Genomic DNA, 14,919 nt, shown 5'->3' on the forward strand with positions numbered 1-14,919 from the left:
CGTGTTTAGAAAAATTCTACTCATAAGCACCAGCTCAGCCTCAGTATACCAAAAACACCGTTGAATCGCGTTTAAAAATCATGTTTTGCTGAATAATTTGGCCAACACCCAGCTGAAAAAGTGGGGCAGCAACTAATTAAGATCAAGCATTTAAACCGAAATGTTCAGTTTTATATTGTAAATATCCCTTATTCATAGTAATATAGGTGCTGTATTCAAGTTAAACACGAACGATATTTTAAAAAGGGCTTTAAACATTTACAGTTAAGGGGTATTCATCGTGAAAGAAAATTTGGTGCGCTACTTCGATTTATCTAACTTACACACCACTGTCCGCCGGGAAGTTTTGGCTGGTTTTACAACTTTTATTTCAATGGCCTATATTTTATTCGTCAATCCTAGTGTTTTAGGGGCTGCCGGCATGGATAAAGGTGCTGTCTTCACAGCGACAGCTTTAGCCAGTGCATTGGGTTGTATCCTTATGGGTATTTTGGCTAAATATCCAATTGCGATTGCACCAGGACTAGGCGTCAACGCTTTCTTTACTTATTCAGTTGTTATTGGCATGAAAATTAAATGGGAAACAGCTTTAGCTGGCGTTTTCGTCGCTTCGCTGATATTTATGCTGATCACTATCTTAAAATTGCGTGAGGCGATCATCAACGCGATCCCCCGGAATTTAAAACTGGCCATTGCGGCGGGGATCGGTTTATTCATCGCTTTTCTCGGTTTGCACGATGGTGGCCTGATCGTCGCTAATAAATCAACGGTGGTTGGTCTCGGTTCATTTGGCGTTGGCACCACTTGGTTAACGATTTTTGGGTTGCTCGTCACCGCTATTTTAATGGTTCGGAAAGTACCTGGCGCTATTTTTATCGGAATGGTGGCCACCGCTATTTTAGGGTTGCTCACTGGTTTGATCGACGCGCCTAGTGCCATCATTTCCAGCGCACCGAGCCTGAAACCGACTTTTTTAGTTGGGGCTTTTCATGTTGGGGATATCAATTCCTTGCAATTGTTGGTGGTCGTGCTGACCTTCCTGCTGGTCACTTTTTTCGACACCGCCGGTACCTTAGTCGGTTTGGCTGAACAGGCTGGCTTCATGGTCAATAACAAAATGCCCCGGGTCGGGCGCGCCTTATTAGCGGATTCGTCATCAATGTTAGTCGGCTCCTTATTAGGAACTTCACCAACTTCCGCTTACGTGGAATCTTCGGCCGGAATCGCAGTCGGCGGCCGCTCTGGCCTAACTGCCGTTACCACCGGCTTACTGTTTATCGTTGGCCTGTTCTTCTCACCGTTATTAGCGGTGGTCACCACACAGGTCACCGCGCCAGCCTTGATCATCGTTGGCGTTTTAATGGCGCAGTCTTTACGCGAAATTCAGTGGGACAAATTGGAAGTCGCCATTCCCGCCTTCTTGATCGTTCTCGGAATGCCATTAACTTATAGTATTTCTGACGGAATCGCTTTAGGCTTCATCGTTTACCCGATCACCATGATCGCTGCCAAACGGGGCAAAGAAGTGCACCCGCTGATGTACGCGCTATTCTTCGTTTTCGTGCTGTTCATTTGGATATTAAACCAGTAATTATTGCAAAAAAAGGTTGTGCCGCCGATCCCAGTGATCAGTGGTACAACCTTTTATTTTAAATCCGCACGCTTAAAAACACGGCGCTCACCAATTGGCAATGCCTGCCAACGCAGTAGCATTTAGCTTTTCACCCTTTGCTAACCATTGCTCATGGCTAAATTGATAAGCCGAATAGTGGCCGAAATTCAGGACCAAGGCTTGGGGAAAGGCCTGCTTGATCTGCGCTGCATAACCCTGAACTTGTCCGCCCATTAACACCAAAATACAGCGTTCAGGCATGCCGACAACTGTTTGCAGCTCATACTTTAAACCTTGAATGTTTTCGGCGATTAATTCCGGCTGGCCATCAAGAACTTGCTGCAAATCGCGACCTTCAGGTGTGGCGATCCCAGCCCCGATCCAGGCCTGCTTCTCGTCCAACGCAAATTTAAACAGGTCCGTCATGTAAGCCCCTTTGAAAACGGAAGGCGCTGCTTGATAAGTATCTAGAGCGGGATACATGGAACGGTAAGCCCCTTTTTTGGCGTATTGATTCGATAAATTATTAATTTCCCGCCGTAAAGCCAGGCGTTGTGCAACTGGTAACTGCGCCGAATGCATGACCTCAGTATAAAGTTTATCCTTTTTCCGTGCACCAAAATTAAGACCGATCATGGCGACCCCTTTTTGCAGATTGCCCTTTAACCGTTCATCAAATTCGGTCTCATTATTGACTAACAGATCAGGTGCCGCATACTTGGTTGCCACAAAATTATCGACCCAGTAGGCAAAGCTGGCAACTTGGGAATATTTCTGACATATTCGTTGATAGTCGGCGTAGTTTAATAGGTTTTGATTGCGAAAGTCTTGTGCGTTCATTTGAATCGTTCCCATCATAATGAATTTCTTGGTGGTTGCTGCTAGTTAACCGCCAAGTGCTGATTCAAATTCTACACGCGCCTTGTGTCACAATACGGCATTTAGTGTCAGGCGGCAATTATTTTTAAAATTAATCACCGTTTTAAGCGCGCTTGAAAAAACTAAGCGGTAACTATTATGAGAACAAAGATCAATGCCCTAAACAGAGAAAAACCCCCGTTAAGTTCCTCGCCGCACCAACAATTTAAATGCAACCTAATTAGTTGCCTTGCTACTGGGACTTGTTACCTTTTAGCGCTGTGTTGCTTAGCGGTTCAACACCTGCTACCGCAGAAAAACAGCGCCCACCGCAGCTTAATGCGGTAGGCGCTGTTTAATTTATTCTGCTGGATTCGGTGCTTCGATGATCACAATGTCTTTCATCGAACGAATTTTATGGTGCCGGGCCGCTTCAATTTGCTCTTTACTGAAACGCTTTGTTTCATTGATCGGTTGCCCTGGTAACAGCCGTTCGCAAACAAATTTTATTTCATCTTCCCGAATTCGCCGGTTACTGTTGGTTAAAATCACGTCTAAATGTTCAAAGTCATCAACATAATGTACGCTGGTATTACCTAGCGAATATTTGCGGAAATAACGGATCGCCTTATTGCCGTACAGGTAGGCGATCGTATTAGGAATCATTTTACGTAAACTTGTATTTACTTTAATGGGTGTTTCAATTAGTTTCATAAATCGTAACCTCCTTATAGCAGCCGTAACAGGTCATTCAATTAGCGTGTGTTGGGAAAAGCGCCTAGCTTCTGAGTACTAAGCTTATTTTAAACCCTGCAGCAGGTCAGGCGTGATTCGCTTAAACGCTGACCTCCCGCTAATCCTCATTTTAAATAAATGACGCCTAAATTACCAATTATTTACTCAACTATAAAGGTCGGCTGCGTGACGTCCACCAAGCCGCAAGTCACCGTAACGCCATAAATCGCCTGCAGGGTCTGCGCTAGATCATCCCGGGCGGCTAAGACCTGAGCTTTATTTTGTGTAAAACCGTCCAATGGGAAAAAGACCGCCTGGGTGTCTGGCGTCATTTCGCCTTGCTGGCTTTGGCGCCAGATCCAGCGACGTGTCCGCACTTCGTGACCGGAAACATAAACTAATTCATGTTCATCTGGCGTTTCTGCAGTGGTTTCACCAAAGGGAACAAAGGCATCACCGGCGGTAGTAAAGCGGACACTTTCAGTATTCGCAAGCAAGGTTGCCGCATCATGGGCACCAATGGGAATTTGATATTGCAGCGAGATAGCGTTACCTAAATCGACTAGTGGATTGATCCGCGGCAACCCTTTTTGTTTAGCCACGCGACTAAGCAACGCCTCGATCGACGCCTTATATTTATTCGGATTGATCGCCAGTGTACGAAATGCCGCGCGATACAAGGCAATATTAGTATTAGCCCGAACTTCAGTATTGTCATGAAATTGTTGCTCTGCCGCCGCAATATTGGCCGCCAAACGTTGTTCGATCTTAGGTTGAGCAGTTTTATTATCCAGTTTTTGTGCGTAGACCACACCAAACAAAACATCAGGTAATTCACGGAACACTTCTGGCGCAACTTCAAACTTAAACATAAGCAAACCTTCCTCACTTTGAATTGAATGCAGCGACTGGCGGTAACCGGCGCAAGCGCTTGTTTTCATTATATATCCAAGTGCTGTTATTTTAACAAAAAAAGTTTACAATAGTAGAGATTACTACTATGGAGGCTACTATTTTGATTACTTTAAAATCAGCACGTGAAATTGAGGGTATGCGTAAGTCAGGCGCAGTTTTGGCCGGCGTGCATCTAGGTTTGCGCGACTTGATCAAGCCGGGCATTTCAACTTGGGCCATCGAAAAATTCGCCCGCGAATTCATTGAGGCTCACGGCGCAACCGCCTCAGAAATTGGTTTTGACGGCTATAAATACGCGACTTGTATCAGCATCAATGATGAAGTTGCCCACGGCATTCCGCGGCGTGGCTTGGACCTTAAAAACGGCGATATCGTTAAGGTCGATATGTGCGTTAATTTAGACGGTTACGAAAGTGATTCTTGCTGGACCTACGCCGTTGGTGAAATTTCTCCAGAAAACCAGCAGTTAATGGCAGTCACTAAAAAGGCGTTATACTTGGGTATTGACCAAGCAGTTATCGGTAACCGGATCGGTGATATTGGTTATGCGATCCAACAATATACCGAAGTTGAAAATAACTACGGCGATGTTCGTGAATTGATCGGTCATGGTATCCAACCGACCATTCACGAAGCACCCAATGTTCCCCATTATGGTGAGGCCGGCAAAGGGTTACGGCTACGCGAAGGTATGACCATTACCATCGAACCGATGATCACACGCGGCACCTGGCATTTAACGACCCGGGTCGTCCCACATGATACTTGGGAATATTATGCGACTGAAGATGGCTCAATGGCCGCACAATATGAACATACTTTGGCGATCACCAAAGCAGGCCCTAAGATTTTAACCTCACAAGACCCTGAATTTGACGCTAAATATTTATAAGCTCACCTCACGCACTGACCTATTTCAGTGCGTGTTTTTATATAACGGCCGTTTTGTTTCAGCAAGACATGATTACCATTACTTGCCCCAATATGTAAAGCAACGGCCGCTAAATTAATAGACTTCTTAGCCAAAACAGCTTGACAATCAAGAACATATGTTTGTATGATAGAACTATCTTTTGGAAAGAAGTTGAACCGTTATGCCAATGACTGACACCAATATTGCAGCTATTCAGATTGACGCTACCACCTATATCGTTCTCCATCCTGAAGCAAGTTATGATCTTGAGATCCGCCGCCAGCACGCAGCTAGTAGCTATTCAGTGGGGAAAATGAATTACAAGTATCACCATGATACCTTTGCTTCTTTTGTGTTCAAAATTTTTCCAGAAATCACTTTATTGGAGATCCATAACTTACAAAAAGCGATCAATCGCTACATTCCCTAATTTGAAAATGTTGGCGTTTGTTGATCTGGTTGGTAAATTCAACGTAGCCCTAACCAATTACTGGTACTGAATTTCAGAATAGAGAGTAGGTCGAAAAGTTTGTTAACTAATACTGCCACAGCTAAGTTGGCTCCACAAACTGAACTATCAGCCCAGCAGGCCACGTTAATGCAGCAGCTGCTTGACTTTAGCGCAGAACATTTAGCCACCCGGCAAACAGGTTTATTCGTTATCAAAGGGGCGGCTGGTACCGGAAAAAGCGTTGTGCTTAGCGCATTGATCAATACTCTGCAACAGGCCAGCCAGAATGCCAGTAGCCCTTTTTATCGAACCCATAATTACCTACTAGTCAATCACCCGGAAATGCTAAAAACGTATAAACAGATCGCCGCTACCCAAGCTAGTCTGCACAAAAAGGATTTTATGAAGCCAACACCGTTCATTAACCAGCTGACTAAACAAAAACGAATGGCCGATATTGTGCTGGTAGATGAAGCCCATCTGCTGTTGACCAAAAGTGACCGTTACAATCGGTTTACCCAAGAAAATCAATTGACTGAAATCTGCAAACATAGCCGAATCGTTATTCTAGTTTTTGATGAGCACCAAGTTTTAAAAATGAAAAGCTACTGGAATAATACTAAGTTAGCAGCCTTTCTCGCTGACCGCCCCCACGAAACTTTTCAATTGACCCAACAATTTCGGGTGCACGCCCAACCAGCAACGCAACACTGGTTAACTGCACTGGGCACACAGGGTAAGTTATTACCACGCCCGCTTGATCCGACTTTTGACCTGCGCATTTTCGCTGATGCCAGCCAACTTTATCAACAACTACGCCAACGTGATCACGAATACGGACTGGCACGGTTAGTTGCCACAGCCGATTTTCCCTATAAATTAGATGGTCAGACTTATTATGTGACCGCACCAGGTTTCCGCTTGCCGTGGGATAAAAATATGGACCCAAACGTGACCTGGGCAGAACGACCGGCAACCTTAGATGAGGTCGGCTCGATCTATACGATCCAAGGCTTCGATCTGAATTATGTTGGCATCATCCTAGGTCCTGCAGTCGGTTATGACCCTGCTACGCGGCGCCTTAAGCTAATACCCGATAAATATCAAGATCATGAAGCCTTTAAACGGCGCGCTGATCTAAGTGAACAGCAAGCGCAACAGGTAAAGCAACAGATCATTCTTAATTCGATCAATGTTTTATTACAACGTGGTCGCTACGGTCTTTATCTTTACGCCAGCGATCCCAAATTACGTGCACAATTATTGGCCTTATAAAAATGGACTGGCAAATGCCAGTCCATTTTTATTTTGCCCGTTGCCCATAACCGCGCTTAGATTTAAAGCCAGCTGCTAGAATCATCTGCATATCCGCAATATGCCGCTGTTTAGTTGCTTCAGCCTTAGCCCCAAATATGTAACGCGCCCATTCACGCTGATAACCTGGCGTTAGTTCATCGAAGAACTTCTTAGTTGTCGGTGTTGCCGTAAGTAAGGCACTTACCTTAGGAATATCCACTTCATAATCAGCAAGTGTTTTCTTTTCTGCCATGTTTGCTCGACTCCTTCAATGATCCATTTGCAATTAGCATAGCAAATACTAGGCAAGCTGAAAAGGCCTTTAACCCAAGATGAGAACGAAGCGCGTTTCATTCTAATTGAGAACATTTTTCATTTAGCCTAGTCAGTCGCGATTTCTTCTGCTAAAATAGGATTTTAAGCAAGCTTATTTTAATTTATTCTTAATCTTAAACTAATTTTCGGTACAATAGCTAAATATTTACTGCACCGACCTATTTACGGCATTTTCCGTTAAATTAAACCGCTAGTTTATGTTTATAACATAAACTATTTAGTGCCTCGCCATAAATTTAACGCAAAATCTAACGCACCACTTGCTAGTTAGGAGTGATCAGTATGACGCAACTTGAAGGCCATGATCTATGCATCGGTTATCCCCACCACATGATCATTGAGCATTTAAATATAAAATTTCCGGACCAACAGATCATCGGCTTGATCGGCCCAAATGGTAGTGGTAAATCAACCTTACTCAACGTGCTTTCTGGCTTCCGGCAACCAGCCGCCGGCACGGTCATGCTTAATCAGCAGCCATTAAATCGGTTTCGACCTAAAATCCGGGCACAAAATATTGCTAGTTTACCGCAAAATCCGCAAGCACCGGCAGATACACTAGTACGTGATCTAGTGGCGTACGGTCGCTTTGCCTACCAAAAACCGCTACATGGTTTACAAGCTGCTGACGAAGCCGCCATTGATCAAGCCTTAACTGCCGCTAATCTTGAAGGGCTAGCCACACGTAGTTTAGCTAACCTTTCTGGCGGTCAACGCCAACGTGCCTTTATCGCAATGACGTTGGCACAAAACAGCGATATTCTTTTATTAGACGAGCCCACCACTTACCTTGATCTGACCCACCAGCTAGAAATTCTAAAGCTGCTACAAACCTTAAATCAAACCCAACACAAAACGATCATCATCGTGCTGCATGATTTAAATCAAGCCGCCCGCTTTTGTGATTTCCTAGTTTGTTTAAAGGCTGGGCAGGTCATGTATCAAGGGCGGCCTGATCAAATTTTCACGGCGCGAATGTTGGCAAAGGTTTTCCAGATCGACGCGACAGTGGCCTTAGAACCCCGGCTAAACTGTCCGATGATCACCAGTTACGATACTTTGGCTACTGCAGCCACAGCAATGGAGGTCTAGTAATGGGGGCACAACAAAACCGACGCCGCTACCTTATTTTGATCATTTTATTAGTGGCCGGCTTGCTCGTAAATTTGTGTAGTGGTCCGACTTGGTTTAGTCCACAACAACTTATTCATCCCCAGACGGACCTGCAGACAAAAACAATTCTGTTTGTGCGGCTACCACGCGCACTAGCCAGTGGCTTAGTTGGCGCTGAGCTAGCTGTTGCCGGCCAATTGTTACAAACGATTTCCCGAAATCCGATTGCTGATCCGGCAATTCTAGGTGTCAACAGCGGGGCTAACCTAGCCTTGATCGTTGGTACGGTGCTGGGCATTCCGTTTACAATCGGCGCTCGCTTCGGCTTAGCACTGATCGGTGCGGTACTCGCTTTTTGCGTTGTACTCGGCCTATCGCTGACCCGCAATGGTATGCAGCCGCTACGCCTAATTTTAGGCGGCAGTATTTTTTCTGGTTTTTTGGTCAGCGTTGCGTACGCAGTCAGTCTTTTGACGGAAACGACTGCCCAATACCGAACTTTATTAGTCGGTGGCTTCTCCGGCATTACTTATAGTTCAGTTTGGCTTTTGACGGCGCTTTTATTGATCTTACTGGTGGGTATTTTTTACCTTCGGGAGGCCTTGACTTTGCTGACCCTAAACGATCAGCTGGCCCAAAGTCTGGGTAGTCAGCGTAATGGAACGCGGATCCTAGCCGCATTATTGATCGTTTTAGCCGCTGGTGGTTGTGTGGCCGTAGCCGGTAATATTGCTTTTGTTGGCTTGGGAATCCCACAGTGTATCGCCCTGCTCAGCGGCCATCGCTTCAAAAATACTGTGGGCCAAGTTTTGTTAGCCGGAGGCGCCTTCCTCAGTTTTGGTGACGCCTTGGCTAAATCAGTACGGCCACCATTTGAACTACCATTAGGAGCGTTAAGTGCGATTCTCGGCGGTTTATTCTTATTCGTCTTTCTTTGGCGTAAACAGGGGGCGTTGACAACATGAAGCAGAAACAGCGCTTTCGTATTTGTTGTACCTTGTTCGACCTCTTATTTGTTGGCCTGATCATTTTTCAATTGACCCATGGCAGTATTCACCTGACGGGACCAGAAATTGGCCAAGTTCTACGCGGCCAAGGCAGTGCCCAGGCTAAACTAGTTTTGCTACAATTTCGCTTACCCCAAATCGCTTTAAGCGTCATTTGTGGTGTTTGCTTAAGTTTAAGCGGTGCGATCTTACAATTGGTCACCGAAAATCCATTGGCCGATACCAGTATTATGGGCATCAATGCCGGAGCTAGCCTGGGGGCAGTCGTTTTTCTAGCGCTAGGTTACTTAAATATCCCGCTGCCGCAAACCTACGGACTACCACTATTTGCGGTACTTGGCAGTCTGCTTGGTGCCAGCATCGTCTTCATTCAACGCCGTTTACAGCAACCATTACAGCTCTTATTGCTGGGGATCGCCAGCGGCACCCTATTAAATGGCATTATTCTATTGATCGAACTACAGCTCAACCAATTCGATTTTGATAAGTTGATCATCTGGATCAGCGGTGATTTTTGGAATCAAGATTGGTCGTACATTGCGGTACTCAGCCTAGGCTTACTTCTCTTACTACCGCTGACCATCCGCGGACTATGGGCTAGTGATCTACTTTCACTGGGTCAGCAAGCAGCTAGCGGGCTGGGTTTAGGTGTTGCCGGCAAACGCCAGTTATTGTTGCTCATGGCTGTATTACTCGCCGGTTTGGCCGTAGCCGGCGGCGGTGCGATCAGCTTTGTTGGCTTGATGGCCCCACATATTGCCCGCCGCTTAGTCGGCAATCACGGTCGTTATTATTTACCACTGACAGCACTACTCGGCGTTAACATCGTTCTTTTTGCAGCGGTTTTGGCGGAGAACATTTTCGCCCCTAACCAATTACCGGTAGGCTTAGTCGTGGCTGTTATTACCATGCCTTACTTCATTTATTTATTACTACACCAAACTGATCGCACAATAATTTAATTCTGGGGGGTTTCATGATGTCAAAAAAATTACGGCGGATCTGCAGTAGCTTATTGATCGCAGTCGCCTTGCTCGTTATATTTACACCACGTCCGGTTGCGGCTGCTGCCACCCACGCCTTTAAGGCCGCTAACGGTACTGTCCAAGTTCCTGATCATCCAAAGCGTGTCGTCGCTGGCCTGTACTTAGGTCAAGTGATGGCGTTAAATGTGCATGTTGTCGGTTCCACCCAGCTAGAACTGGCCAATCCATTTTTAAATCAAAGCAAAGTTAAAAAAATCACCGACGTTGGGACGCCGATGAGTGCCGAAGCTGTTTTAAAGCTGAAACCCGATCTGATCATTACTAGTAATGACAGCGACACTAAGAAAATGGAAAAAATCGCGCCAACCGTGGAAATTCCGTATCAAAAAACACAGCAATTTACCGCTTCAATGAATTACTTTGCTAAATTATTAAAGCGCCCAAAACAAGCCCAAGCGTTCAAGCAATCGTTCCGCGCCGCCACTAAAAAGCAGGTCAACCGGTTAAAGGCGGCTAAGATCAATCGCAATAGTTCCTTTGGGGTCTACGAAATGCAAAGTAGCAAATTATACGCTTATGGTTCTGGCTTTAGCCGTGGTGCCCAGGCGATGCTAGCACTAGGCTTCAAACTATCCAAGCCTTTACAAAAAGTTGATTCTGGTGCCGGCTTCAAAGAGATCTCCGTGGAATCCTTACCAAAATATCAGGCCGATTACATGTTTGTCACCTCCTCCAGTGCTAAGGGTCATCAGGATCCAGCCTTAGTGGCCATGCAGAAAAATCCGATCTGGAAATCATTGACGGCCGTTAAAAATAAACACGTTATTGAATTGCCCTTCAACAAAATGTATTACTACGATCCATTCGCAACCCGTGCTCAGTTAAAACTAGTCACCGATGCGTTGCTCAAGGCAAATCAATAGCACCCAAAATAAAGCCTTCTTACTCGATCGAGTAAGAAGGCTTTATTTATGTTTTGTGCGCAACGCGCGCCGGTCTTCTAAAAACCGGCATTAAACGATGGCTGTTTGTACTTGCGTGTGCACCTGTATGAAGTTAACAAAATGCGCAACACAACTATCCATGAAATCTAGCGTGGCTTGTTCAACAATAGCGCCTGAGGCAAACTTTTGTTTAGCGAAGTTTAACAGGAATTCATTGCCGGGTAAAACATGAGCGCCTAAACCAGGTGAGTTCAAGATCTCACGTAAATGACCTTGCGCACGTGAAGTTCCCTGGGGTCCTAGTGAAGCCCCGACGATCATCACCGGTTTATCCGTGAAGGGATGGACTGTACAAGATAACCATTCGATCGTGCTCTTTAAACAAGCGGGAATGGTATGATCATATTCTGGAGTGGCAATGATCACCCCATCGGCCGCCGCAATTTTTGCTGCCAACGCCGTCACAACCGCCGGTAACTGCTCAGTGGCCGCTTCGCAAAACAACGGTATCGCTTTGATTTCTGCGACTTCTATTTCTAAATTAGGGTAACGTTCGGCCATTTGTTTTAACAAAAGCCGATTATACGAAAGATCTGCATTATTACCGACAATTCCAATTACTTTCAATTTGTTCGCTCCTTATGCGTTAAGTTCAAGCTGATTATTTAATATAGGCAACGGCGTGCTGACCACTATTCCGGCCGGAATAAAAAGCATAACCGACACAGGTCCCCGGCATATTAGGACCGTAAGTATCACCGGCCAGCCCAGAAGCATCATTTCCAGCGGCATATAGGCCAGCAATCGGTTGCTCGTTTTTGTCTAAAACTTCATTATTTGGCGTCACTTTCAACCCGCCCATGGTGCAGAAAGCCCCGTTAGCTAAAGCAAAGCCGTAATAAGGCCCTTTTTGCAACGGCACCATGTATTTACTTGGCTTACCAAATAATTGATCAGTGCCAGTAGCGGCGGCTTGATTATAAGTTGTCACAGTAGTCGTTAATTGTTCAGCCGGTACCCCCATTTTTTCTGCCAATTGCGCAATGGAATCAGCTTTGAAAATAAACGGTTTTTGTTCCTGCACCGCTTGGTCTAACTCATCCTGTAACTTATCCATAACCTGGCCGCGTTTGACGTACACACCAAGGCCCATAAAGTTACCTTGGGTCGCCATGCGGTCGATCACCCCTTGATCAAGCACACTGAATACCTTACTTTGCGTATACAGTGCATTCCCTGCGTATGAAAAATTATAAACAACTGATTCATCAACAAAACGTTGGCCCGCTTCATTGACCCATAGCAAAGGCTGACAAGTTGCCGCAGCATTCATTTGTGAGGCCATATAAGCAAATGGCGGTTGACTAGGATCACGTAAATAGCCGCCGAATAACATGGCCATTCCGGTACCATATTGTTGTGCCCCAATTTGCCACGCCATTTGGAGACCATCACCGGTACCTTTACCTGAACTAACCGGAATCAACCGTTTAGTATCATAATGGGTGAGTTCAGCCATCATTTGCGGATTATTGAGATAGCCGCCTGTACCGAGAACGACTGCTTTGGTGGCAACGGTTTGCGTCGCCTGCGTCGCTTCATCGCGTAATTGGATGCCACTGATCGCACCGGTACTATCAGTTTTCAAGCCCACAGCGGCCGTTGAGGTCAAAACCTCAACTCCTAATGCTTGCGCTTTAGGCAACATGACCTGGTTGATCACTTGTTGGCCCATACCTTTATAAATATGCCAAGTTGCTTCGCCAGCACCCATTGCCTGAACGCCTTCATATTCAACACCTAGATCGTGAAGCCAAGCGACGGTATCCGCACTGGCATCAATATATTGACGCCAAATACGGGAATCAGCGCGATATTTTGAATAACTAACTTCTTCCTTTAAAACGGCCGTTCCAGAAACTTTGATACCCGCGGCTTTTTGCAAATAACTATCAACGGCAAATAGGCCTTCGGTATAATTGCTGCTACCGCCGGTATGGCGGCCTTTTTCAATCAATAAAACACTGGCCTGATTTTGCGCCGCTTCAACTGCTGCCGCCAAACCAGCGGCACCCGTTCCAACGACCACAATATCGTATTTATCTTTTTGTAATTGCATATTTTGACCCTCCTGGTGATTTCATGAGCAAAACGGTTTAATAAGTTCGCCAGCCGAACTTATAGTTGGGGAGGAATTAACATCGATTCAGACAAATTAAAGACTTTTCTATTAGTTGCACAATTAGGTAGCTTTGAAAAGGCAGCCCAGGCCCAATATCGCTCGCAACGGGCAGTTTCTAAAAAAATCACCAGTCTAGAACAAGAAGTCGGCATTCAACTCTTTACACGCAAAACGAACCGAATCACTTTAACTGCAGCGGGCCAATATTTTATCGGCACCGCGCAGGACCTACTACAAAGTTATCAAAGTGCGCTGCAACAACTGCAAACTGTTGATCAACAAACCACCGTGCTCCGGGTCGGTTATTTTTCCATTTTTGAAGCAGCGTTGGTGCAGCGCTCATTAAAAAAACTGCAACAAAAAATACCCACTAGTCAATTCGTGTTGCAAGAATTGAGTAATGAGCATTTAACTGAAAGCATTATTAATGATAATTTGGATCTCGCTTTTTCCATCAATTTTGGGATCGACCCATTGGCCCTAACTTCCGGATTAGCCAGTTTTAATCTGTATCAAAATCAAATGGTTTTAGGCCTTAGCCCGCTTAATCCACTGGCCAAACAAACGGTGATCACACAAAACGATCTACAACGCCAGCCGATTCTGTACTACAGCCCTGAAGGCTCCACCTTTTTATTGGAGAGCTTTTTAGCCAATAATCCAGGTATTCAAAATTACGAACACATTCAACGCGTTCCCAGTTTTGAGCAAATGCAACTCCTGGTCGCCTTGAATCAGGCCCTGGCCTTTTATCCCCAAGGACTGCTACACGCTAATATACTGGCCAACTTAGAACACAACCGGGAGATCACATTTAGACCGATCAGTGCACCTGCTAGCCAACAAACTTACGCGATCATTGCTTTCTATAAGCCGACGAATCAAAACCCGCTATTGAAACAATTCATTCAATTAAATCGGCCGGACTAACATCAGCCTTTAACCAAAACTAGGGATGCGGGCTTCAAAGGCTTCGATTTCTTGTTCATGGCTCATGGTCAGATCAATATCATCGATCCCGTTGATAAATTTATCTTTCCAAGTTGGATTGATGTCAAAAGCAAATTCGCGGCCATTATACTTCACTTTTTGGTGCTCTAGATCGACAGTGATCGTTTCTTCTGGCGTAGCCTGCGCTAAAATATCTCTAGCTGCTTGCGGTAATACGATCGGCAATAGCCCATTTTTAGTACAGTTCATGTAGAAGATATCGCTGTACCCACCAGCAATGATCACCTTAAAGCCCCAGTCTTTGATCGCCCACGCCGCGTGTTCTCGGGAAGAACCACAGCCAAAGTTATTACCGGTCACAAGGATCGTTGCGCCTTGGGAACTTGGTTTGTTTAAAATAAAGTCGGGATTAGGCCGGCCACTTCCCTTTAAATAGCGCCAGTCAAAAAAGGCATGGATCCCGTAGCCAGTTTTTAAAATATTTTTCAAAAATTGTTTAGGAATAATTTGATCAGTATCAATATCGTTGCGCATCAAAGCAACACTTTTACCTGTATGAATTGTGATTGGTTCCATTTTAATTGCCGCCTTTCATTTAATAAATAACAACTTCTATGGCC

General features: G+C 45.3%; 16 protein-coding genes. 9 read left to right on the forward strand and 7 right to left on the reverse strand.

Annotation, left to right across the window (positions count from 1 at the left end; all coding sequences use genetic code 11):
• The first annotated feature begins 280 nt into the window (after positions 1-280).
• Positions 281-1,591 carry an NCS2 family permease gene (locus tag FFM78_RS03795; RefSeq protein WP_137637113.1) on the forward strand — a complete coding sequence of 437 codons (1,311 nt, stop codon included), beginning with the start codon at positions 281-283 and terminating at the stop codon, positions 1,589-1,591.
• A gap of 87 nt (positions 1,592-1,678) precedes the next feature.
• On the opposite strand, the gene FFM78_RS03800 is transcribed toward FFM78_RS03795, so the two are convergent.
• The 3 genes from FFM78_RS03800 to FFM78_RS03810 all read right to left on the reverse strand — a co-directional run bounded on the left by FFM78_RS03800 (position 1,679) and on the right by FFM78_RS03810 (position 4,077).
• A complete protein-coding gene (locus tag FFM78_RS03800) occupies positions 1,679-2,452 on the reverse strand; it encodes a hypothetical protein (protein WP_137637114.1) in 774 nt (257 codons plus the stop codon).
• Positions 2,453-2,830: 378 nt separating this feature from the next.
• Positions 2,831-3,184, reverse strand: coding sequence for a DUF1827 family protein (locus FFM78_RS03805; RefSeq protein WP_137637115.1), 354 nt, complete (start codon positions 3,182-3,184; stop codon positions 2,831-2,833).
• A 182-nt stretch (positions 3,185-3,366) separates the two neighbouring features.
• Positions 3,367-4,077: a B3/B4 domain-containing protein gene (locus FFM78_RS03810; protein WP_137637116.1), complete on the reverse strand. Its 711-nt coding sequence runs from the start codon at positions 4,075-4,077 to the stop codon at positions 3,367-3,369.
• A gap of 143 nt (positions 4,078-4,220) precedes the next feature.
• On the opposite strand from FFM78_RS03810, the gene map reads away from it, so the two are divergent.
• The 3 genes from map to FFM78_RS03825 all read left to right on the forward strand — a co-directional run bounded on the left by map (position 4,221) and on the right by FFM78_RS03825 (position 6,759).
• On the forward strand, positions 4,221-5,012 hold the full coding sequence (map, locus tag FFM78_RS03815) for a type I methionyl aminopeptidase (RefSeq protein WP_137637117.1): 792 nt from the start codon (positions 4,221-4,223) through the stop codon (positions 5,010-5,012).
• A 202-nt stretch (positions 5,013-5,214) separates the two neighbouring features.
• The gene (locus FFM78_RS03820) at positions 5,215-5,463 is read left to right on the forward strand and encodes a hypothetical protein (RefSeq protein WP_137637118.1); all 249 of its coding nucleotides are present in this window, start codon (positions 5,215-5,217) and stop codon (positions 5,461-5,463) included.
• Positions 5,464-5,562: 99 nt separating this feature from the next.
• Entirely contained in the window at positions 5,563-6,759 is a 1,197-nt protein-coding gene (locus FFM78_RS03825) for a DUF2075 domain-containing protein (protein ID WP_137637119.1), read from the forward strand.
• A gap of 28 nt (positions 6,760-6,787) precedes the next feature.
• Here FFM78_RS03825 and FFM78_RS03830 read toward each other — a convergent pair whose 3' ends face one another.
• Positions 6,788-7,033, reverse strand: a complete 246-nt coding sequence (locus tag FFM78_RS03830; RefSeq protein WP_137637120.1) for a YdeI/OmpD-associated family protein — start codon at positions 7,031-7,033, stop codon at positions 6,788-6,790.
• Positions 7,034-7,398: 365 nt separating this feature from the next.
• On the opposite strand from FFM78_RS03830, the gene FFM78_RS03835 reads away from it, so the two are divergent.
• Genes FFM78_RS03835 through FFM78_RS03850 form a run of 4 tightly spaced genes read left to right on the forward strand, consistent with a single transcriptional unit; the run spans position 7,399 to position 11,145 of the window.
• The gene (locus FFM78_RS03835) at positions 7,399-8,208 is read left to right on the forward strand and encodes an ABC transporter ATP-binding protein (RefSeq protein WP_137637121.1); all 810 of its coding nucleotides are present in this window, start codon (positions 7,399-7,401) and stop codon (positions 8,206-8,208) included.
• Between the two features lie 2 nt (positions 8,209-8,210).
• On the forward strand, positions 8,211-9,194 hold the full coding sequence (locus FFM78_RS03840; protein WP_137637122.1) for an iron ABC transporter permease: 984 nt from the start codon (positions 8,211-8,213) through the stop codon (positions 9,192-9,194).
• Positions 9,191-10,198, forward strand: a complete 1,008-nt coding sequence (locus FFM78_RS03845) for a FecCD family ABC transporter permease (protein WP_137637123.1) — start codon at positions 9,191-9,193, stop codon at positions 10,196-10,198. Before FFM78_RS03840 ends, FFM78_RS03845 begins: the two co-directional genes overlap by 4 nt.
• 17 nt (positions 10,199-10,215) lie before the next feature.
• Positions 10,216-11,145 carry an ABC transporter substrate-binding protein gene (locus tag FFM78_RS03850; protein WP_137637124.1) on the forward strand — a complete coding sequence of 310 codons (930 nt, stop codon included), beginning with the start codon at positions 10,216-10,218 and terminating at the stop codon, positions 11,143-11,145.
• 90 nt (positions 11,146-11,235) lie between these two features.
• On the opposite strand, the gene FFM78_RS03855 is transcribed toward FFM78_RS03850, so the two are convergent.
• Together FFM78_RS03855 and vprA are read right to left on the reverse strand one after the other, a co-directional pair.
• Positions 11,236-11,793 (reverse strand): NADPH-dependent FMN reductase, encoded by a 558-nt coding sequence (locus tag FFM78_RS03855; RefSeq protein ID WP_137637125.1) that lies wholly within the window; start codon positions 11,791-11,793, stop codon positions 11,236-11,238.
• 34 nt (positions 11,794-11,827) lie between these two features.
• On the reverse strand, positions 11,828-13,285 hold the full coding sequence (gene vprA / locus FFM78_RS03860; protein WP_137637126.1) for a vinyl phenol reductase: 1,458 nt from the start codon (positions 13,283-13,285) through the stop codon (positions 11,828-11,830).
• 81 nt (positions 13,286-13,366) lie between these two features.
• Here vprA and FFM78_RS03865 point away from each other — a divergent pair, with 81 nt between their 5' ends.
• The gene (locus FFM78_RS03865) at positions 13,367-14,278 is read left to right on the forward strand and encodes a LysR family transcriptional regulator (protein WP_137637127.1); all 912 of its coding nucleotides are present in this window, start codon (positions 13,367-13,369) and stop codon (positions 14,276-14,278) included.
• Between the two features lie 9 nt (positions 14,279-14,287).
• Here FFM78_RS03865 and leuD read toward each other — a convergent pair whose 3' ends face one another.
• On the reverse strand, positions 14,288-14,875 hold the full coding sequence (gene leuD / locus FFM78_RS03870; protein WP_137637128.1) for a 3-isopropylmalate dehydratase small subunit: 588 nt from the start codon (positions 14,873-14,875) through the stop codon (positions 14,288-14,290).
• Between the last annotated feature and the right edge of the window lie 44 nt (positions 14,876-14,919).

The sequence above is a fragment of the Loigolactobacillus binensis genome (assembly GCF_005405165.1).
Lineage (GTDB): Bacteria > Bacillota > Bacilli > Lactobacillales > Lactobacillaceae > Loigolactobacillus > Loigolactobacillus binensis.